14 protein-coding genes are annotated in these 17,461 nt (G+C 69.6%); 5 read left to right on the plus strand and 9 right to left on the minus strand.

Features of this window, described 5'->3' with window-relative positions:
- Positions 1-33 precede the first annotated feature (33 nt).
- Positions 34-1,851 (plus strand): aspartate--tRNA ligase, encoded by a 1,818-nt coding sequence (aspS, locus tag K8638_RS14485; protein WP_223755103.1) that lies wholly within the window; start codon positions 34-36, stop codon positions 1,849-1,851.
- Positions 1,852-1,857: 6 nt separating this feature from the next.
- Here the strand turns inward: aspS and K8638_RS14490 are convergent, their stop codons facing one another.
- On the minus strand, positions 1,858-3,261 hold the full coding sequence (locus tag K8638_RS14490; protein WP_223755104.1) for a PLP-dependent aminotransferase family protein: 1,404 nt from the start codon (positions 3,259-3,261) through the stop codon (positions 1,858-1,860).
- Positions 3,262-3,393: 132 nt separating this feature from the next.
- Between K8638_RS14490 and K8638_RS14495 the strand changes: the two genes are divergently transcribed.
- Positions 3,394-4,281 (plus strand): PhzF family phenazine biosynthesis protein, encoded by an 888-nt coding sequence (locus tag K8638_RS14495; RefSeq protein WP_223755105.1) that lies wholly within the window; start codon positions 3,394-3,396, stop codon positions 4,279-4,281.
- Positions 4,282-4,471: 190 nt separating this feature from the next.
- On the opposite strand, the gene K8638_RS14500 is transcribed toward K8638_RS14495, so the two are convergent.
- Positions 4,472-5,275: an AraC family transcriptional regulator gene (locus tag K8638_RS14500; protein ID WP_223755106.1), complete on the minus strand. Its 804-nt coding sequence runs from the start codon at positions 5,273-5,275 to the stop codon at positions 4,472-4,474.
- Between the two features lie 379 nt (positions 5,276-5,654).
- On the opposite strand from K8638_RS14500, the gene K8638_RS14505 reads away from it, so the two are divergent.
- Positions 5,655-7,676, plus strand: coding sequence for a M9 family metallopeptidase (locus tag K8638_RS14505; RefSeq protein ID WP_223755107.1), 2,022 nt, complete (start codon positions 5,655-5,657; stop codon positions 7,674-7,676).
- A 41-nt stretch (positions 7,677-7,717) separates the two neighbouring features.
- Here K8638_RS14505 and K8638_RS14510 read toward each other — a convergent pair whose 3' ends face one another.
- Genes K8638_RS14510 through K8638_RS14535 form a run of 6 tightly spaced genes read right to left on the minus strand, consistent with a single transcriptional unit; the run spans position 7,718 to position 13,802 of the window.
- Entirely contained in the window at positions 7,718-9,283 is a 1,566-nt protein-coding gene (locus K8638_RS14510) for an aldehyde dehydrogenase (NADP(+)) (protein WP_223755108.1), read from the minus strand.
- 25 nt (positions 9,284-9,308) lie between these two features.
- Positions 9,309-10,199, minus strand: coding sequence for a dihydrodipicolinate synthase family protein (locus K8638_RS14515; protein WP_223755109.1), 891 nt, complete (start codon positions 10,197-10,199; stop codon positions 9,309-9,311).
- Entirely contained in the window at positions 10,196-11,473 is a 1,278-nt protein-coding gene (locus K8638_RS14520) for an FAD/NAD(P)-binding oxidoreductase (RefSeq protein ID WP_223755110.1), read from the minus strand. The genes K8638_RS14515 and K8638_RS14520 overlap by 4 nt, the downstream gene beginning before the upstream one ends.
- The gene (locus tag K8638_RS14525) at positions 11,466-11,735 is read right to left on the minus strand and encodes a (2Fe-2S)-binding protein (protein WP_223755111.1); all 270 of its coding nucleotides are present in this window, start codon (positions 11,733-11,735) and stop codon (positions 11,466-11,468) included. The genes K8638_RS14520 and K8638_RS14525 overlap by 8 nt, the downstream gene beginning before the upstream one ends.
- Complete coding sequence (locus K8638_RS14530; protein ID WP_223755112.1) at positions 11,728-12,870, minus strand: FAD-binding oxidoreductase; 1,143 nt, start codon at positions 12,868-12,870, stop codon at positions 11,728-11,730. Before K8638_RS14530 ends, K8638_RS14525 begins: the two co-directional genes overlap by 8 nt.
- Positions 12,867-13,802: a proline racemase family protein gene (locus tag K8638_RS14535; RefSeq protein ID WP_223755113.1), complete on the minus strand. Its 936-nt coding sequence runs from the start codon at positions 13,800-13,802 to the stop codon at positions 12,867-12,869. Before K8638_RS14535 ends, K8638_RS14530 begins: the two co-directional genes overlap by 4 nt.
- Positions 13,803-13,998: 196 nt before the next feature.
- On the opposite strand from K8638_RS14535, the gene K8638_RS14540 reads away from it, so the two are divergent.
- A complete protein-coding gene (locus K8638_RS14540; RefSeq protein ID WP_223755114.1) occupies positions 13,999-14,232 on the plus strand; it encodes a hypothetical protein in 234 nt (77 codons plus the stop codon).
- 84 nt (positions 14,233-14,316) lie between these two features.
- Positions 14,317-16,041 (plus strand): RICIN domain-containing protein, encoded by a 1,725-nt coding sequence (locus K8638_RS45195; RefSeq protein ID WP_223755115.1) that lies wholly within the window; start codon positions 14,317-14,319, stop codon positions 16,039-16,041.
- Positions 16,042-16,161: 120 nt separating this feature from the next.
- Here K8638_RS45195 and K8638_RS14550 read toward each other — a convergent pair whose 3' ends face one another.
- Positions 16,162-17,133 (minus strand): right-handed parallel beta-helix repeat-containing protein, encoded by a 972-nt coding sequence (locus K8638_RS14550; RefSeq protein WP_223755116.1) that lies wholly within the window; start codon positions 17,131-17,133, stop codon positions 16,162-16,164.
- Positions 17,134-17,461: the final 328 nt, after the last annotated feature.

Consider the following 17,461-nt stretch of genomic DNA (forward strand, 5'->3'; position numbering starts at 1 on the left):
TTTCGAACTCGAACCCAGCAGGCGGTCTTGTCCATGGCGGTCCCGTTCATCTCCGAGGTCAAGCGTACCCACAATTGCGGTCAGCTCACCGCAGCCAATGTCGGCGAGCAGGTCGTCCTTTTCGGCTGGGTGCACAACCGCCGAGACCACGGCGGCGCGGTCTTCATCGACCTGAGGGACAGGGAGGGCCTCACCCAGGTGGTGTTCGAGCCGGACAGCGCGGAGGCCCACGCGCTCGCCGGCAGCCTCCGCCTGGAGTTCTGCATCGGCGTGCGCGGCAAGGTGGTGTCGCGCGGCAAGAACGTGAATCCGAAGATGAAGACGGGTGAAATCGAGGTCAAGGCGACCGACCTCACCATCTTCAACCGCTCGGAGCCGACGCCGTTCCCCATCGAGGACAGCATCGACACCTCGGAGGAGAAGCGGCTGGCGCACCGCTACCTGGACCTGCGCCGCGGGCCCCTCCAGAAGTCGCTGATGACGCGCTCGAAGATGAACGCGCTGACGCGCTCGTACATGGTGGAGAACGGCTTCCTGGAGCTGGAGACGCCGTTCATGGGCAAGTACACGCCCGGCGGCGCGCGCAACTTCCTCGTTCCGAGCCGGATGAATCCGGGCAAGTTCTACGCGCTCGCGGAGAGCCCGCAGCTCTACAAGCAGCTCTTCATGGTGGCCGGCTTCGACCGGTACTTCCAGATCGTCAAGTGCTTCCGTGACGAGGACCTGCGCGTGGACCGGCAGCCCGAGTTCACGCAGATCGACGTGGAGATGAGCTTCGTCCAGCAGGACGACATCTTCACCATCATCGAGGGCCTGCTGAAGAAGCTGTGGGGCGAGGTGCTGGGCATCGACATCCCCACGCCCTTCATGCGGATGGACTTCTACGAGTCCATGGCGAAGTACGGCAACGACAAGCCGGACCTGCGCTTCGGGCTGGAGCACGTGGTGCTCACGGACCTGATTCGCGAGCACGGCGAGGCGGGCGGCGTGCCGATGATGTTCGAGGCGGTGCAGAACAAGGGCATCGTCAAGGCGATGGTCATCCCCGCGGAGAAGGCGATGAGCCGCGCGGAGAGCGACAAGCTGGAGGAGTTCGCGAAGCAGGCGGGCGCGAAGGGCCTGGCCCGCGCGAAGGTGGCCGAGGGCGGCGAGTGGACGCAGTCGCCGCTGTCGAAGACCATCACCCCCGCGCTGCGGCAGGCCATCAACGCGGCCGTCAACGCGAAGACGGGCGACCTCATCCTGTTCCAGTTCGGCAAGGAAGCGCTGGTGCACACGGTGATGGCGAACCTGCGCGTGCACGTGGCGAAGAAGCTGGGGCTGATTCCGGAGTACGGCAGCGGCGGCCAGTGGAAGTTCCTGTGGGTGGTGAACCCGCCGCTGTTCGAGCACGACGAGGAGACGAACACCTGGGTGGCGGCGCACCACGCCTTCACGCGGCCGCACGACGCGGACGTGGAGCACCTGCTCACGGACCCGGGCCGGGTGAAGTGCCACCGCTACGACGTGGTGCTCAACGGCTTCGAGATTGGCGGCGGCTCCATCCGCCTCCATGACCCGAAGGTCCAGGCGCAGGTGTTCAAGGCGCTGGGCATCAGCGACGAGGAGGCCCAGGCGAAGTTCGGCTTCCTGCTGGACGCGCTGAAGTTCGGCGCGCCTCCGCACGGTGGCATCGCCCTGGGCATGGACCGGCTCGCCTTCCTGCTCACCAACGCCGAGTCCCTGCGCGACGTGATTCCGTTCCCCAAGACGAAGACGGGCACGGACACCATGACGGGGGCCCCCGGCGACGTGGACGAGAAGCAGCTCCGGGAGATCCACGTCCGGTCCGTGCCGGTGCCGCAGAAGTGAAGTGAGTCAGACGATGGAGGCGAGCGGCTCCGGCCCTCCCTCCAGCGTCTCTCGCAGCCGGCGCAGGCCCTTCTCCAGTGAGGCGCGGGTGCGCGGTGCTCCCAGGCACACGCGCACCGCGGCCGGCGCGGTGGCGGGGCCCACGGTGAAGACCTCGGCGGGCGTGACGGAGACTCCACGCCGCCGGGCCTGCGCGGTGAAGGGCTCCGAGCGCCAGCTCGCCGGGAGGGGCAGCCACAGGTGGTACGTGGGGATACGGGGTGTTTTCGGTAGGGCGTCTCCGAGCACCTCGCGCGCCAGCTCCAGCCGTTCCTGGGCCTCGCGGCGGCGGCGGACCACCAGCTCGTCCGCGGTTCCGTCCTGAATCCAGCGCGCGGCGACCTCCGCCATCAGCGGCGGTGTCATCCGCGCGGCCAGGCCCGCTTCCTCCGCGAGCCGCTCCGTGCCCGCTCCGGCCGGCGCCGCGAGGTAGCCGATGCGCAGCCCCGGCGCGAGCAGCTTGGACACGCCGCCGATGAACCAGCAGGACTCCGGCACCAGCGCGCACAGCGGCGGCGGGCGCTTGTCGAGCAGCAGCCCGTAGGCGTCGTCCTCCACCACGGTGAGCCCGTGCCTGCGCACCACCGCGGCGATGCGGCGGCGGCGCTCCTCGGGCATCACCGTGCCGGTGGGGTTCTGGAGGTTGGGGAGGCAGAAGAGGACCTTCGCGCCCGTGCGGCACGCGGCCTCCAGCGCGTCCGGCTTGAGGCCCTGCTCGTCCATGGCCACGCCGTGGAGGCGCAGGTGCAGCCGGTTCGCGAGGACCTTCAGGCCGGAGTAGGTGAGGGACTCGGCCAGCACCGTGTCACCGGGGCGGGTGAGGGCGGTGAGGGCCACCTCCATGGCGTGCTGCCCGCCCGAGCACACCACCACCTGCTCCGGCCCCACCTCCACGCCGAAGCGTGACAGCCACGCGGCGCCGGCTTCGCGGTGCGCGAGCAGCCCCGCGTGGGGCTGGTAGTCGAGCAGCTCGGAGAGGCGCGGCGAGCGCTGGAGCGCGTCCAGCGTCTTGCGGAGCGCCGTGCCCGCCGGGTCTCCGGGAGGCGTGGCCGGCCAGTTGAGGCCCAGCTCCACCAGAGCATCGTCTCCCGTGTCCGGCATGGGAGCAGGGAGGTGGCGCGGCGCATCCCGGTGGCGCACGAAGGTGCCCCGGCCCACCTCGCCGCCGATGAGGCCCCGGCGCTCGGCCTCCGCGTAGGCCCGCGTCACCGTGCCCACCGTGACGCCGACCTTCTCCGCCAGCTCGCGGTGCGTGGGCAGGCGCGTTCCCGGCGCCAGGCGTCCCTCGTCGATGTCCGCGGCCAGCGCATCCGCGATGACCCGGTACAGCGGGCCCTCCCGGCCCCGGAGCTGCGGCGTCCAGCTTGTCATGGTGACAATTCATACGGTTGACGCCGGGTCGCGCGCAATGCATCCATTGTGTCGATTCTTGCTGGGGATTGTATCGGTACAAATCGCGCGGGGCGGTCCTCCGTTCTTTCGCGCCAGGGAGAGGTGCATGCCATGCAACTGACCATCGTCGATGCCTTCACGCAGACCCCGGGGGCCGGAAACCGCGCCGGCGTGGTGCTGGACGCGGCCGGGCTGGACGCCGAGGCCATGCAGCGCATCGCGACGGCGGTGGGCGCGTCCGAGACGGCGTTCCTGCTGTCTCCGCCGGGGGAGGGCACCGTCCGTCTGCGCTACTTCACGCCCACGGACGAGATCGACTTCTGCGGCCACGCCACCGTGGCCACGTTCCACCTGCTGGCCGAGCGGGGAGTGCTGAAGGTTCCGGGCGTGTACCGGCTGGAGTGCAGGGCGGGCACGCTGGACGTGGAATTGGAGGCCGTGGGCCCGAGAGGCGCCCGTGCGTGGATCGTCACGCCGAGGCTGCCGTGGGTGGAGAGCCCGGTGCCGCTGGAGGCGGTGATGCCGCTGGTGGGTGGAACGGTGGAGATGGTGGACCGCTCGCTGCCGGTACTGCGCAACGGGCACCGGGTGATGGTGCCCCTGCGGCGCCGCGAGGATGTGTGGGCCCTGGCGCCGCGCTCCGGGGCGCTCGCGGAGGCGCTGCGTCCGCATGGGCTGAGAGGCGTGTACGTGTTCACCCGCGAGACGAAGGACGCGAGCAGCATCGCGCACTCGCGCTACTTCGTGCCCGGGCTGGGCGTGGCGGAGGACCCCGTGACGGGCTCGGCCGCGGGGCCGCTTGGCATGTACCTGGCGACGCACGGCGTGCTGGCGCTGCCCGACAACGGCGGCACGGTGCGGGCGCGCATCGAGCAGGGCGATGCCATTGGCAAGCCGGGGCGGATTGAAGTGGAGGTGACGGGCCGGCCGGGACAGCCCGAGCGGGCGCGCATCGGCGGGGTCGCGGTGACAGTCATTGAAGGCACGCTGCGCGCTTGAGCCGTGGCCCGGAGGTGGCGTGGGTCATAGGCTGGCCCCGCAGTGGAGTCCGCCATCCGCTCCAGCGCCTATTACTTCTGCATTCTCTGACCCGCCGCCGGGTCCCGTGGGAGAGGGGCCCGGCGGTCGTGCTTGTGCTCCTCGCCCTTCGCTCCGGGCTCGGTTCGGGCAGTAGAACGTCACCTCGTAGCTACTCCGCCGAGGACTTCTGCCGGGGCTGAGGCGCTCCCGGGACAGCCACGAGCTGCCGGTAATGGCGCGGGCTCAGGCCGGTCACCTGCTTGAACTGCCGTGACAGCGCGCTCTGGTCGCAGAACCCCACCGCGAGGGCGATGGCCGCGATGGACTGCTCCGTGTCCGACAGCCGCTCCGCCGCCGCGTCGATGCGCGTCTTCATGATGAACTGCCCGGCGGAGAGCTGGAAGATGCGCCGCATCCTTCGCTCGAACTGCGCGGCGGACATGCCCGCCCGCCGCGCCAGCGCGTCGATGCGCAGCCGCTCCCCGTAGTGGGCCTGGATGTGGTCGATGGTCGCCGCGAAGCGCTCATCGACAAGTCCCGCGCGCCCGGGCTCGTGCACGTCCCTGGACAGGCAGGCCAGCCCCATCACCGCCCCCGAGGCGTCGAACAGCGGCACCTTGCTCGTCAGGCACCAGCCCGGCTTCCGGTTGTTGAAGAGCGTCAGGTCCAGGTTGTCGACGAGGGGCCGCCCCGTCCGGAACACCCGCTGGTCCTGCCGCACGTAGCGGTCCGCCATGTGCCGGGGGAACAGGTCATGCGCCGTGCGGCCCACCGCCGCCGCCTTGCTCTCCAGGCCGCAGCGCTCCGCGCAGGCCTCGCTGATGCACACGTACCGCCCCCGGGTGTCCTTCACCGAGAAGACGATGTCCGGCACCCGGTCGAACAGCGCCTCCGCGAAGAACGGATTCGCCACCCGCCCCATGAAGTCCACCCGCCAGTGCTCCAGCTCCGCGCGCGCTTTGGTGGTTTCCATACGCCCCCACAAGGGAAAGACACAAGAATCACAGTCTTGCTCGCGAATACCTTGGACTCCGCGTGAAACCCACGCCGGTGTCTCCTGACGCAGCGATGTGCCGGGGAGCGGGGCAGGGCGGTGCGGACGGCGACACCGAGGAGCCGAACCATCCCCCTCCGAGGAGCACGAAGCCATGCGTAGCCCATTCGTGGATTGGTGTCGCTGTCACATCGCCCTCGCAGTCTGTCTCACCCTGTTCGGACCGGGCGCTTCCGCCCGCCCCGGCGGCCCCGCGCCGGCCGAAGCCCGGAGGGCGCATGGACTCGAGCATCCCCACCAGCGCATCCCCACGGAGGAGCGCCCGCCGGACGTCTCCCCGGAGCAGCTTCGAGAAGCCTTGACGCCGCGCCCGCCGTCCAGGGCGCTGCTCGCCGCCTGTGACACGGCGGCCTTCGCCTCCGCCAGCGGAGGTTCGCTCGTGACGCTGGTGAAGGGCTCCACGGTGGAGTGCGTCAACTCGCTGTTCGGTGTCACGGGCTCCCGCGCCGCCCAGGTGTTCGCCGAGAGCAAGATGGTCACCATCGCCAACGCGCTCACCACCGACGCGCGGGCGTACACCGGAAGCAATACCAGCGGGACGCTCCAGCTCATCCTCTTCCTGCGCGCCGGCTACTACGTGCAGTACTACAACCCGGACGTCGTGGGCAGCTACGGCACGGCCCTGAAGAACGCCATCCGCCCGGCCCTGGCCGCCTTCGTGGCCAACAGCCACTTCACCGACGTCAATGACGCCCACGGCAGCGTGCTCAGCGAGCTCGTCATCCTCATCGACAGCTCGGGGGAGAACGCACTCCACCTGGGCACCTTCCAGGGACTCCTCGACCGCTTCAACGACACGGCCCTGGCCTATTGGTACATGCGCAGCGCCACCAACAACGTGTTCGTCGGCCTGTTTCGCGGCCACTACAACGCGGACTTCGTGGCGGCGGTGAACCAGGACACGTCCATCATCGACACGCTGAACGGCTTCGTGGCCCGGAACGAGCACCTGCTGGGCACCGACCACCAGTTCCTCACCGTCAACGCCGCGCGCGAGCTGTCCCGCTTCCTGCAATACACCGGAGCGCTGCTCGACAAGACGCGGCCCCGGGTGAAGGCACTCATCGCCAACCACTCCATGACGGGACCGGGCGCGGGCGTCTGGGTGGGCGCGGCGGAGATGGCGGACTACTACGACGGCGCCAACTGTGCGTACTACGGCATCTGCGACTTCCGGCGCACGCTGGAACAGGCGGTGCTCGAGGTGTCGCACGCGTGCAGCGCCACCCTGCGCATGCGCGCCCAGGACATGACGGCCACGCAGCTGAGCCAGAGCTGCGGCCAGCTCGCGGCGCAGGAGACGTACTTCCACGACACGCTGAAGACAAACCGTGTGCCCGTGGCCGACGACGGCAACACCGCCCTGGAGATGGTCATCTTCGACAGCAGCCTGGACTACCAGACCTACGCCGGGGCGCTGTTCGGCATCGATACCAACAACGGTGGCATGTACCTGGAGGGAGACCCCTCCGCTGCCGGCAACCAGGCCCGGTTCATCGCGTACGAGGCGGAGTGGGTGCGGCCCACGTTCAAGATCTGGAACCTGGAGCACGAGTACGTCCACTACCTGGACGGCCGCTTCGACATGAAGGGCGACTTCGGTGACAGCATCAGCCAGCCCACCATCTGGTGGATTGAAGGCCTCGCCGAGTACGTCTCCAGGAAGGACGACAACGCTCACGCCGTGGAGCTCGGCACGAGCAAGGGCTTCCAGCTCAGCCAGATCTTCCGCAACGACTACAACAGCGGCACGGAGCGTGTGTATTACTGGGGCTACCTGGCCGTGCGCTTCATGTTCGAGCGCCATGCGGACCAGGTGGGCACCATGCTCGGTCAGTTCCGCGCTGGCAACTACACCGCCTATCGCCAGTACCTGGATGGGATTGGCAGCTCGCGGGACGTGGAGTTCCACCAGTGGATTGATTGTGTCGCCACCGCGACCGACCCGCGCACCTGCGCCAACCCCGGCACTGGAACCGGCACGCGCTGCACGGACCCGAACTCCATGGTGCTGGGCAATGGCTGCTACCGGGACGGCCTCGCCAGCAGTGATGCGCTGTACTTCTACCTCTGGGTGCCCTACGGCGCGCGCAACCTGCGCTTCCAGTCCAGCGGAGGAACGGGCAACGCGGACATGTACATCCGCGCCGTCCAGTGGCCCACGCTGACGGAGTTCGACTACCGGCCCTATCTCTCCGGCAACGACGAGACGGTGGACATTCCCTCTCCGATGGATGGCAACTGGTACCATGTGATGCTCAAGGCCCGCGCACCGTACGCGGGGGTGAGGGTGGAAGCGCGCTTCGACGAGGCCCCCTGACGGGGCGAGGCACACCCCGGGCGGCTTCACCGCCCGGGGTTTCATCTCCGCGCCAGGACACCATCCACCGTGCGCCACAGGTTCAGCGGGTTCTCCTCGCGCAGCTCCGCGGGCAGCAGCACGTCGGGGACGCACTGGAAGCACACCGGCCGGACGAAGCGGCGAACGGCTCCGGTGCCCACGGCGGTGAAGCGGCCATCCGAGCTCGCGGGGTAGGGGCCGCCATGCACCATGGAGGGACAGACCTCCACGCCGGTGGGCACCCCGTTCACCAGCACGCGGCCCACCCGGTCCGAGAGGGCGGGGAGCAGCTCCGATGCCAGCGCGTGGTCTCCGGCCTCCACCATCAGCGTCGCTGTGAGCTGGCCCTCCAGACGCGAGGCCACGCTCGCGATGTCCCGGACCTCCCGGGCGCGCGCCAGCACCGCGCAGCTCCCGAACACCTCGTCCGTCAGCGCCGCGTCCGTCAGCACCGGGCCCGCGTCCACCTCGAACAGCGCGGGCGCGCCATGGGCCCCGCGGCACTCGCCTCGGACCCATGTACGGGTGTCCGCGCGCGCGGCGAGCCGGCTCACGCCCTCGCGGAAGCGCTCGGCGATACCGGGCGTCAGCATGGGCACCGCGGAGACGGCTCCCAGGCGCTCGACAAGGCGGGCGCGGAACGCCTCGTAGCCCGGGCCGTCGACGGCCACGAGCAGTCCGGGCGAGGTGCAGAACTGGCCCGCGCCCTGGAGGATGGAGGCGGCCAGCGCGTCCGCCAGTGCCTCGGGACGCGCGGCCAGCGCCCCGGGCAGGAGGAAGACGGGGTTGATGGAGCCCATCTCCGCGAAGACGGGAATGGGGACGGGCCGCGCGGCGGCCAGTTCCATCAGCGCGCGGCCCCCGGCACGCGAGCCGGTGAAGCCCACCGCGCGGATGGCGGGGTGTCGCACCAGGGCGCGGCCCGCCTCCGTGCCGGCGTCGAACAGGAGCGAGAACACTCCCTCCGGCAGACCGCATGCGGCCACCGCGGCGCGCACCGCCTGGCCCGCGCGCTCGGACGTGGCCGGGTGGGCGGGGTGGGCCTTGGCGACGACGGGACAGCCCGCCGCCAGCGCGGAGGCGGTGTCGCCGCCCGCCACGGAGAAGGCGAGCGGGAAGTTGCTCGCGCCGAACACCGCCACCGGCCCCACCGCGCGCAGCATGGAGCGCAGGTCCGGGCGGGGCACGGGGCGCCGCTCGGGCAGGGCGTGGTCGATGCGCGCATCCACCCAGCTCCCCTCCTCGAGGAGCCGGGCGAACTGGCGGAACTGCCCGGCGGCGCGGCCCAGCTCGCTCTGGACGCGCGCGGGGGGAAGCCCCGTCTCCCGGGGGGTGACGGCCAGGAAGTCGGGCTCGGCCGCCAGGAGCGACTCGGCGATGTGCTCCAGGAACACGGCTCGCGCGCGCGAGGGCAGGGCGGCGAAGGCGGGCGCGGCCTGCTCCGCGAGCTGGCAGGCCCGGTCCACCTCGTGAGGGTGCGCCGAGTGGTAGCGGGGCTCCAGTGCCACACCCGCCGCCGGGTCCCAGCCGGTGAAGGATGCACCGCCGGGCTCACCGCGCCCGGCGCCAATCAAAGACAATCCCATCCAATCCATTCCGATGGTCCTCGCTCTACAGGGCCGGCCGGTTCGCCAGCGCCTCGCGCAGCACGCGCAGGCACTCTTCGCGCTCGGCGCCGGCCAGCTCCAGCCGGGGCGGGCGGACGCGCTCATGGCCCCAGCCCATCTCCTGCTGCACCAGCTTGATGAGCTGGACGAACTTCGTCACGGTGTCCAGCCGCAGCAGCGGCAGGAACCAGCGGTACAGCGCGAAGGCGGCGTCCTTCTTTCCAGCGATGGCCAGCTCATACAGCCGCACCGACTCGTCGGGGAAGGCATTCACCAGCCCCGCGACCCAGAAGCGCGCACCCGCCTCCACGCCCTCCACGAGACAGTCATCCACGCCCACGCCCAGCGCGAGCCGGTCACCCAGCAGGGCGCGGATGCCGGTGACGCGCCGGGCATCGGTGGAGGACTCCTTCACCGCCGAGGCATTGTCGAACTCGGCGGCCAGCTCGGCCAGGTGCGCCGGGGTGAAGTCCGTCCGGTAGGCCACGGGGTTGTTGTAGAGGAGGCACGGCAGCTTCGTGGCACGGAGGACGGCGGCCATGTGGGCCTTCATCTCGCGCCAGTCACTCGAATAGACATACGGCGGCAGCACCATCAGCCCCGCGCAGCCCGCGTCCTCGGCGGCCTTCGCCAGCCGGACGGCCTCCGCGGTGGAGAGGGCGGCGATACCCGGGATGACGGGGACCTTCACCGCCTCCGTGCAGGTGCGCATCAGCGCGGCCTTCTCTTCCAGGCTCAGCGTCGCGCCCTCGCCCAGCGAGCCGCAGGGGATGATGCCGGTACAGCCTCTCGACACGAGCCAGCGCACGTGCGCTCGCACCGCGCCGTGGTCGACGGACAGGTCCGCGTTGAAGGGGGTGGTGATGGCGGGAAGGACACCATTCCAGGGGCTCATGACTCTCTTTTCAGGGTGGGTGGGGGTTCAGCGGGAGGTCGCAGACTGCCGATGCGCGCGGGCAGGCCGGGCGGACGTACGCTCTCGGCGGCCCAGCCGAAGAGGGTCTCCGCCGCGGCGCCGCAGGTGCGGCCCTGGCAGGAGCCCATTCCCAGCCGCGCGTAGAGCCGGGCCTCGCGGAGGTTCGTGCAGTCCTCCAGCGCGGAGAGCGGCACGTCCTCACAGCGGCACAGCAGCGTCTCCGGCGTGGCGAGCCGGCGCAGCTCCGGGCGCGGAGCATCGTGAAGGGCCAGTGCGCCGGCGAAGGCGCGGACGCGCCGCCACGACTTCTCCAGCGAGTCCGGGACGGGCTGCTCCGCGGCGGCGAGGCCCGCAAGCTCTCCGCTGATGAGCGCCTGGTCCACTCCGCCGATGCCGAGCAGCTCGCCCACGGCGTGGACGCGAGGGACGCGCGTCTCCATCCGTTCGTCCACGACCACGGCCCCGCCCGACACCTCGCAGCCCAGCAGCCGTGCCAGCTCCAGGTTGGGGACGAGCCCCCAGGCCGCGCCCAGGTAGTCACACGCGAGCTGCTCCTCGCGGCCGCTCACGGACATCCGGACGCTTTCGAGCCGGTGCTCGCCGCGTGCCTCCAGGACCCACGCTTCCGTGGCCGTGCGCACTCCCACGAGTCCCGCCGACAGCACCGCGCCCTGGAGCAGCTTGCCCGGGTAGCGCCAGAGCTGGAGGGCGAAGCCCCAGTGACGCGCTGCGGGCGCCTGCTCGGCGATGAGGAGGACTTCTCCTCCGTGGGCATGAAGCGTCGCGGCGGCGGCGAGCAGCAGGGGGCCCGTGCCCGCCAGCACCACGCGGCGGCCGCGGATGGAGAGGCCGTCCTTGACGAGCACCTGCAGGCCGCTGACGCCCAGCACGCCGGGCAACGTCCAGCCGGGGAACGGCAGGAAGCGTTCCCGCGCTCCCGTGGCGAGCACCAGCCGGCCGTAGCGCACCGCGAGCGAGGACGGGCCTTCTTCGACGAGGAGCAGCCCCGGCTCGGGCGCGGCGACGACTCGGGCCCCGGGACGGAAGCGCGCGCCGGAGGCGGCGAAGCGCGAGAGCCAGCGGCGGGCGAGCCGGTTCGTGCCCTTCCGTGCCTCACCCCGCCAGACCTGTCCACCAGGCTCGGGCTGCTGGTCCAGGACGAGCACGTCCAGGCCCGCCTCGGCCGCGCGGCACGCGGCGGCGAGTCCGCCCGGACCGGCACCGACAATGACGAGGTCGCACGCCTCACGCATCGGTCACCACCTCCAGGTCCTCGCGGCAGGGTGTGAGGCACGTCAGCACCTCGGGGACTCCGTCCACGGTGGCGCGGCACTCGAAGCAGACGCCCATGCCACACAGCGGCCCGCGTGGGCGTCCCGCCAGGTCGCTCCGGCTGACGAGGTCCCCGGCCAGGGCCAGTGCCGCCGCCACCGAAGTGCCAGCGGGCACGGTGAGGGCTCGGCCGTTGATGCGCAGGGTGACGGAGGTGGCGGCCTTTGCTCCGGGCTCACGCATGGTGGGCCTCGCTCAAAGGAGTCATGGACGCCAGGAAGCGCGCGGGCGCGTAGGGCCGGGAATCAATGGCGCTGGAGCGGCCGAGCAACTGGTCCGCCACCAGCCGCGCGCTGCCCGTGGCGGTGGTGATGCCGAGCCCTTCATGGCCACAGGCGAGCCACAGCCAGGGCTTCTCCGGATGGGGACCGAGCAGCGGCAATCCATCCGGGGTGGCCGGACGCAGTCCCGTCCAGACGCGGAGGGCCCGCAGCCCGTCGAGTCCCGGAAGGAAGTCGGCGGCGCGCTTCAGCATGCGCTCCAGGATGGCGGGCTCGACGTGGCTTCCGTCCGCGCCCGGCTGGCGCGACGACCCCAGCAGGAGCTGCCCGGTGACACGCGGCTGGGCATTGAAGGCCACGGACGCCCCGCCCGAGCCATGCGCGCTTTTGAGATAGCCCAGCTCCACGAGCTGGTGATGCACCACCGGAGCGCCGCGGTGGGTGATGAGCAGGTGCCCCTTGCGAGGGGAGATGGGCAGCTCCGGGCAGAGACGGGGACTGGCCACCCCCGCCGCGAGCACGATGTGGCCCGCGGCGAGAGCCTCGCCGTTCTCCAGCACCACGCTTCCCGGGCGCAACGCATGAACCGGGCAGCCGGGCATCAGCCGGGCGCCCCTGTCTCGAGCTCGCCGCGCGAAGTGGAGCGCGGCACGCGGCGGGTACAGCACGGCATCGTCCGGAACCCGCAGCGCGCCGACGAGCCCGGGGGAGAGGGCGGGCTCCGCCTCACGGAGCGCGGCGGCATCCAGCACCTCGGCGCGCACGCCCACGCCACGGTAGCTCGCGACCTTGGCGTCAATGGCGGCCCGCTCCTCGCTGTCGGTGGCGAGCCAGAGCGTTCCGCACGCGTCGTACTCGACGGCGAGCGGCAGCTCATCCCGCAGCTCGCGCCAGAGCGCCACGGACCATGCCGTGAGCGCGAGCTCCGCCGCGTTGTCGTCCATGGCCACCAGGTGGCCCATGCCACACGCCGTGGTGCCCGAGCCGATGGAGCAGGCCTCCACCAGCGCGATGGAGAGTCCCTCGGCGCTCAGCACGTCCGCGAGCGCCGCGCCGACGATGCCACCGCCGACGATGACGCAGTCGAAGGTGTTCATCCGATGCCCCAGGCGAACGGGTCCGAGGGGTCGACCCTCAGCGTGGCCTCCGCGTTCACCGACGCCGTGCCAGTGATGGTGGGCAGGATGCGATCGCCGTCGCGCACGTAGCGCGCCTCGAAGCGGCTGCCGATGATGCTCTCCTGCACCCACGTCTTGCCTTCCACGAGGGCGCCCTCGGCGGCGAGGCAGGCGAGCTTGGCGCTCGTCCCGGTACCGCAGGGCGAGCGGTCATAGGCGAGCCCCGGACAGAGGACGAAGTTGCGCGCGTCCACTCCGGGCGTGGGCGAGGGCGCGTACAGCTCCACGTGGTCTATCTCCGCGCCGCCGGTGCCGGTGATGCCCTGGCCGGCCAGCGCCTGCTTGATGGCGGACGCAAAAGTGGTGAGCGCGGGGATGTGCCGCGGCTCCAGGGGAAGGTGCCGGGCACGCGAGAGGAAGAACCAGTTGCCACCCCAGGCGATGTCGCCGCGCACCTCGCCGTGGCCGGGGACGGAGACAACCACGTCGTGGGCCAGCCGGTGGCTCGGCACGTTGGCGATGCTCACGCGTCCATCCGGGTGCAGCGTGGCCTTCACGACGCCCACGGGCGTCTCCAGGGCGTGGACACCCGGAGTGATGCGGCCCAGGTACTCCAGCGTCTTCACCACGCCGATGGTGCCGTGGCCGCACATGCCCAGGTACCCGACGTTGTTGAAGAAGATGACGCCCGCGACACAGGAGGGGAGGGTGGGAGGACACAGCAGCGCGCCCACCATGACGTCCGAACCGCGAGGCTCGCAGACGATGGCCTTGCGATATGCGTCGAACTGCTCACGGAAGCGCTCGCGCAGGGCCGCCATGTCGCCCTGTCCCAGCTCCGGGCCTCCGTCGGTGACGACGCGGGTGGGCTCACCGCCTGTGTGACTATCGATGACACGAATGCGCCGCATGCGGACCACTCCCTCGCTCCGGGCTCCTCGATGGCCAACCTAGGAGCCATCGAGGACGGTTTCTTGAGGGTTCCGCGCACGGCGGCGATGCAATCACGCAAATGCGTGCCGGGAGGTAGGCCGCGCCCACCCGCCAGATGGCGAGTTCTGGCTGGACGACATCTGGCGCTACGAGCACACGCTGGCGAGCCTGAAGGTGGACCCGCGGAAGCTGATGTCCCAGCGCTCGGTGCGGGGGCTGTATCGCGAGCTCCGGAGCGCCTTCGAGCGCAACCCCTGGCGCGACGGGGTGGTGAGGCGCAGCGGCATCCCCCTGGCCAACCTCGCCTACGACGCCTGGTACACCTGGCGGGCCGTGCGGCAGGCACCGCATCTCCGGCCCCATGCCGCAAAATGCGAAAACCACTGGAAACCAGATTTCCGGAGATGAAACAATCCTCGCCGTGATGCAGCGGCACTCGAAGGTGCCATGCAAGGCTGAACGCGGTGCGCTGTAAACGACGAGGAGCGATACGTGAGCACGAGGAACATTCTTCGAGGCCTTGCAGTGGGAATGACAGCCCTTTTGAGCTACCAGGCCCATGCCGCCAGTGGCTCGTTCAGCACGCTGACCTACAACATCGCCGGCCTGCCGGAGATACTCTCCAGCGCCACCAGCGACCGCCAGAGCGCAACGGAGCAGATCAGCTGCTACGTCAGGCAGTTCGACTTCGTCAACGTCCAGGAGGACTTCAACTACCACGCGGCGCTCTACGACACCTGTGATGACCATCCATATCGCTCACCCACCAGTGGCGGTGCGGGTATCGGCAGCGGTCTCAATTCGCTGAGCCGCTTCCCCTACATGGACTGGGAGCGGGTCTCCTGGAATCACTGCAACGGGGTTGACTGCCTGACCCCCAAGGGCTTCACCATTGCACGCACCCGCCTGGCGGAAGGCGTATATGTGGATGTCTACAACCTCCACACGCAGGCCCAGACAGAAGCCGCGGATCTGAACGCGCGTCGCCAGAACATCCTGCAGCTTCTTGGCTACATCGAGACGCATTCCGCCGGCAATGCCGTGATTGTCATGGGGGATACCAACACGCGCTACACCCGCAGTGGCGATAACATGTGGGAGTTTCTGCGGCGCGGCTTCACGGATGTCTGGGTCAGCCAGATTCGCAATGGGGATGTGCCTTCGGAGGGCGCCGCGGCCATGGTGTGTACGCCGGCCTATACGAGCGCGAATTGCGAGGTGGTGGACAAGGTCCTCTTCCGCGACAACGGCTACGTCGGCCTGCAGGCGCTCTCCTATCTGATTCCGACGGACACCCAGAACCCGGCGGGGGAAGAGCTCTCCGACCATCGCGGCATCAAGGCGACCTGGAGCTTCTCCACCGCCCCGAATCGCCGGCTCAGCGATACATGGGGTGGTCCGCATGGCGTTGCGTATAACGATGTATACAGCCTGCCGGACAGCCCCGCGGTGAGCAAGCTCACGATTCGCGCCGGCAACCGAGTGGACCGTGTGGAAGTGACGCTGAGCAACAGCTATGTCTTCTCCCACGGCGGTACGGGCGGCTCGGAAAGCTCCCTGACGCTGGGCAGCAATGAATACCTGACCTCCCTGTATCTGTGCTCCGGGACCTACGATAACAGGACGCGCATCTTCCACACCCGGTTCACGACCAGCGCTGGCCGCACGCTGGCGGGTGGGACGACCACTTCGAACTGCACGACGTACACCGCCCCCAGCGGCTGGCAGATCGTGGGCTTCCATGGCCGTGCGGGTGATGAAGTCGACAAGCTGGGCGTGGTGTATGCGCCCCAGGTTTCCAAGCCGGCGGCTGCCACCTACCTTCAGTTCGTCAATCGCAACTCGGGCCAGTGCCTGGATATCAACAATGCGAGCATGGCGAGTGGGACCAACGTGCAGCAGTGGCCTTGCAGTGGAGGCGACTGGCAGAAGTGGAGCTATGACGCCAGGTCCGGCCTGATTCGTAGCAAGCAGGATCCACGCTACTGCCTGGACAACAGCGGCTCATTCGCGGATGGCGCCGACATCATCATCTGGACGTGTAACGGAAACGCCAACCAGCGCTTTGTCGTGGATACCCACGCCGGCACCATCCGCATGCGGACCCATCCAGCACAGGTGCTGGATGTGAACAACCTCAGCACCGCCGCTGGCGCCAACGTGCAGACATGGACGTTCTGGGGTGGCGCAGGCCAGCTCTGGAACTTCGTTCCCTGAGCATCCGGGCCGCGCCCTGACTGCCCATCAAGCTGAGAGGCACGCTGACGCGCGCCTCCAGCGATGGCCATCAATCAGCCGACCCACCCGACCATCAACAAAGGTGCGCGGCAACAACACTCACGGGTCGATGGCGAAGTTCGCCACCCCGTTTCCACGGGCCGTGTTCTTGATGAAGACGTTGCCCACGTTGCCAGAAGCCTGGGCGAAGCCGTAGCGCGCGTTGTCGTTCGCCTTGTTGCAACGGATGATGTTGTTGTCCGCCCCCGTCGTCTCCGGGCAGCCGATGCGGGTGGCGCCACCGCCCTTGCAGCCGATGTTGAGGCCATCGAGGGCGATGCCGAAGTCGGTGGAGCTCAGGTTGTTGTCCTGGATGAGGTTCTCGTCCGCGTCCTCGAGCAGCAGGACGTTGGCCGTGGGGCGCCCCAGGAAGTTGCTGTCCACGACCTTGTTGTCCTTGAGGGTGTTGCGGTCCGAGGAGTGGATCTGGACGCCGACGTCACCGTTGCGAGCGATATGGCTCCGGGTGATGACGTTGTTGTTCGCTCCGAACAGCAGATAGCCGCCGCAGTGCTGGGGCCCCACGTTGTCCTTCACGTTCGTCTCCTTGAAGGTGTTCCGGTGGGAGAAGGTGAGCCGGAATCCGAACGAGCCGTTCCCGGAGGAGACGATGTCCCGGAACCGGTTGTCGCTGGAGGCCTGCACCGAGATGCCATCAGCCGTGTTGCGGGTGACTCGCAGGTCGTCGAGCCGGTGTCCTCCTCCGCCTGTCAACAGGATGCCGGTGCCGCACTCCTTCACGCGGCCGTCCTCCAGCTTCGCGCCGGTCCCGGTGAGAGTGATGCCGACAGTGTCCGCGCCGCCCGCACAGCTCACCGTGTGCCCGTTCAAGTCCAGCCGCGCACCGTCGGTGAGCGTGAGGACCGAGGCTCCACTGCCGGGATTGCAGCGCAGGTCGCGGCGGAGCTTGTGACTGCCGGCGCCAAGGGTCGCGCCACAGGTGATGTCCCCATTCTCCTCGGCCAGCGCGGAAGAGACAGGACCGAGCAGCGCGGACAGGCAGGCTCCCAGGATGATGCTTGAGTTCTTCATGATTTCCCCCTCAAGCCCGGGTTCCGCCAGGACAGCCGGCAGGCCGGGCGACCGCACGATGGGGGTGGAGCCCGCCCGGGCACAGGCGTGCACCGGTACGAGGGGCGTGTTGCCTCGCCCATTCCCTGCTCCATTCATGAGCGGGGCCGGGAGTCGCCTTGGTCCTTCCGAGGGTATCGCACGTCGAAGGCCATCCGCACCGCCGCGAGCACCACCGCGTCTCCCGCGGCCCGGGCCTGCTCCTCCGGCTGGGCTTCTGAATAAGGGCCCGCCGAGCCGGGATCCACGCGGGCCCGGGGAACGTGGACGCGGATTGGGTCCCCGACAC

It is taken from the genome of Myxococcus sp. RHSTA-1-4 (assembly GCF_020037125.1).
Taxonomy (GTDB): domain Bacteria; phylum Myxococcota; class Myxococcia; order Myxococcales; family Myxococcaceae; genus Myxococcus.

What these genes read in the sequence shown, in the direction of transcription:
- aspS (WP_223755103.1), top strand. Translation starts at nt 34, where the DNA reads ATGGCGGTCCCGTTCATCTCCGAGGTCAAGCGTACCCACAATTGCGGT.
- K8638_RS14490 (WP_223755104.1), bottom strand. Translation starts at nt 3,261, where the DNA reads ATGACAAGCTGGACGCCGCAGCTCCGGGGCCGGGAGGGCCCGCTGTAC.
- K8638_RS14495 (WP_223755105.1), top strand. Translation starts at nt 3,394, where the DNA reads ATGCAACTGACCATCGTCGATGCCTTCACGCAGACCCCGGGGGCCGGA.
- K8638_RS14500 (WP_223755106.1), bottom strand. Translation starts at nt 5,275, where the DNA reads ATGGAAACCACCAAAGCGCGCGCGGAGCTGGAGCACTGGCGGGTGGAC.
- K8638_RS14510 (WP_223755108.1), bottom strand. Translation starts at nt 9,283, where the DNA reads ATGGGATTGTCTTTGATTGGCGCCGGGCGCGGTGAGCCCGGCGGTGCA.
- K8638_RS14515 (WP_223755109.1), bottom strand. Translation starts at nt 10,199, where the DNA reads ATGAGCCCCTGGAATGGTGTCCTTCCCGCCATCACCACCCCCTTCAAC.
- K8638_RS14520 (WP_223755110.1), bottom strand. Translation starts at nt 11,473, where the DNA reads ATGCGTGAGGCGTGCGACCTCGTCATTGTCGGTGCCGGTCCGGGCGGA.
- K8638_RS14525 (WP_223755111.1), bottom strand. Translation starts at nt 11,735, where the DNA reads ATGCGTGAGCCCGGAGCAAAGGCCGCCACCTCCGTCACCCTGCGCATC.
- K8638_RS14530 (WP_223755112.1), bottom strand. Translation starts at nt 12,870, where the DNA reads ATGAACACCTTCGACTGCGTCATCGTCGGCGGTGGCATCGTCGGCGCG.
- K8638_RS14535 (WP_223755113.1), bottom strand. Translation starts at nt 13,802, where the DNA reads ATGCGGCGCATTCGTGTCATCGATAGTCACACAGGCGGTGAGCCCACC.
- K8638_RS14550 (WP_223755116.1), bottom strand. Translation starts at nt 17,133, where the DNA reads ATGAAGAACTCAAGCATCATCCTGGGAGCCTGCCTGTCCGCGCTGCTC.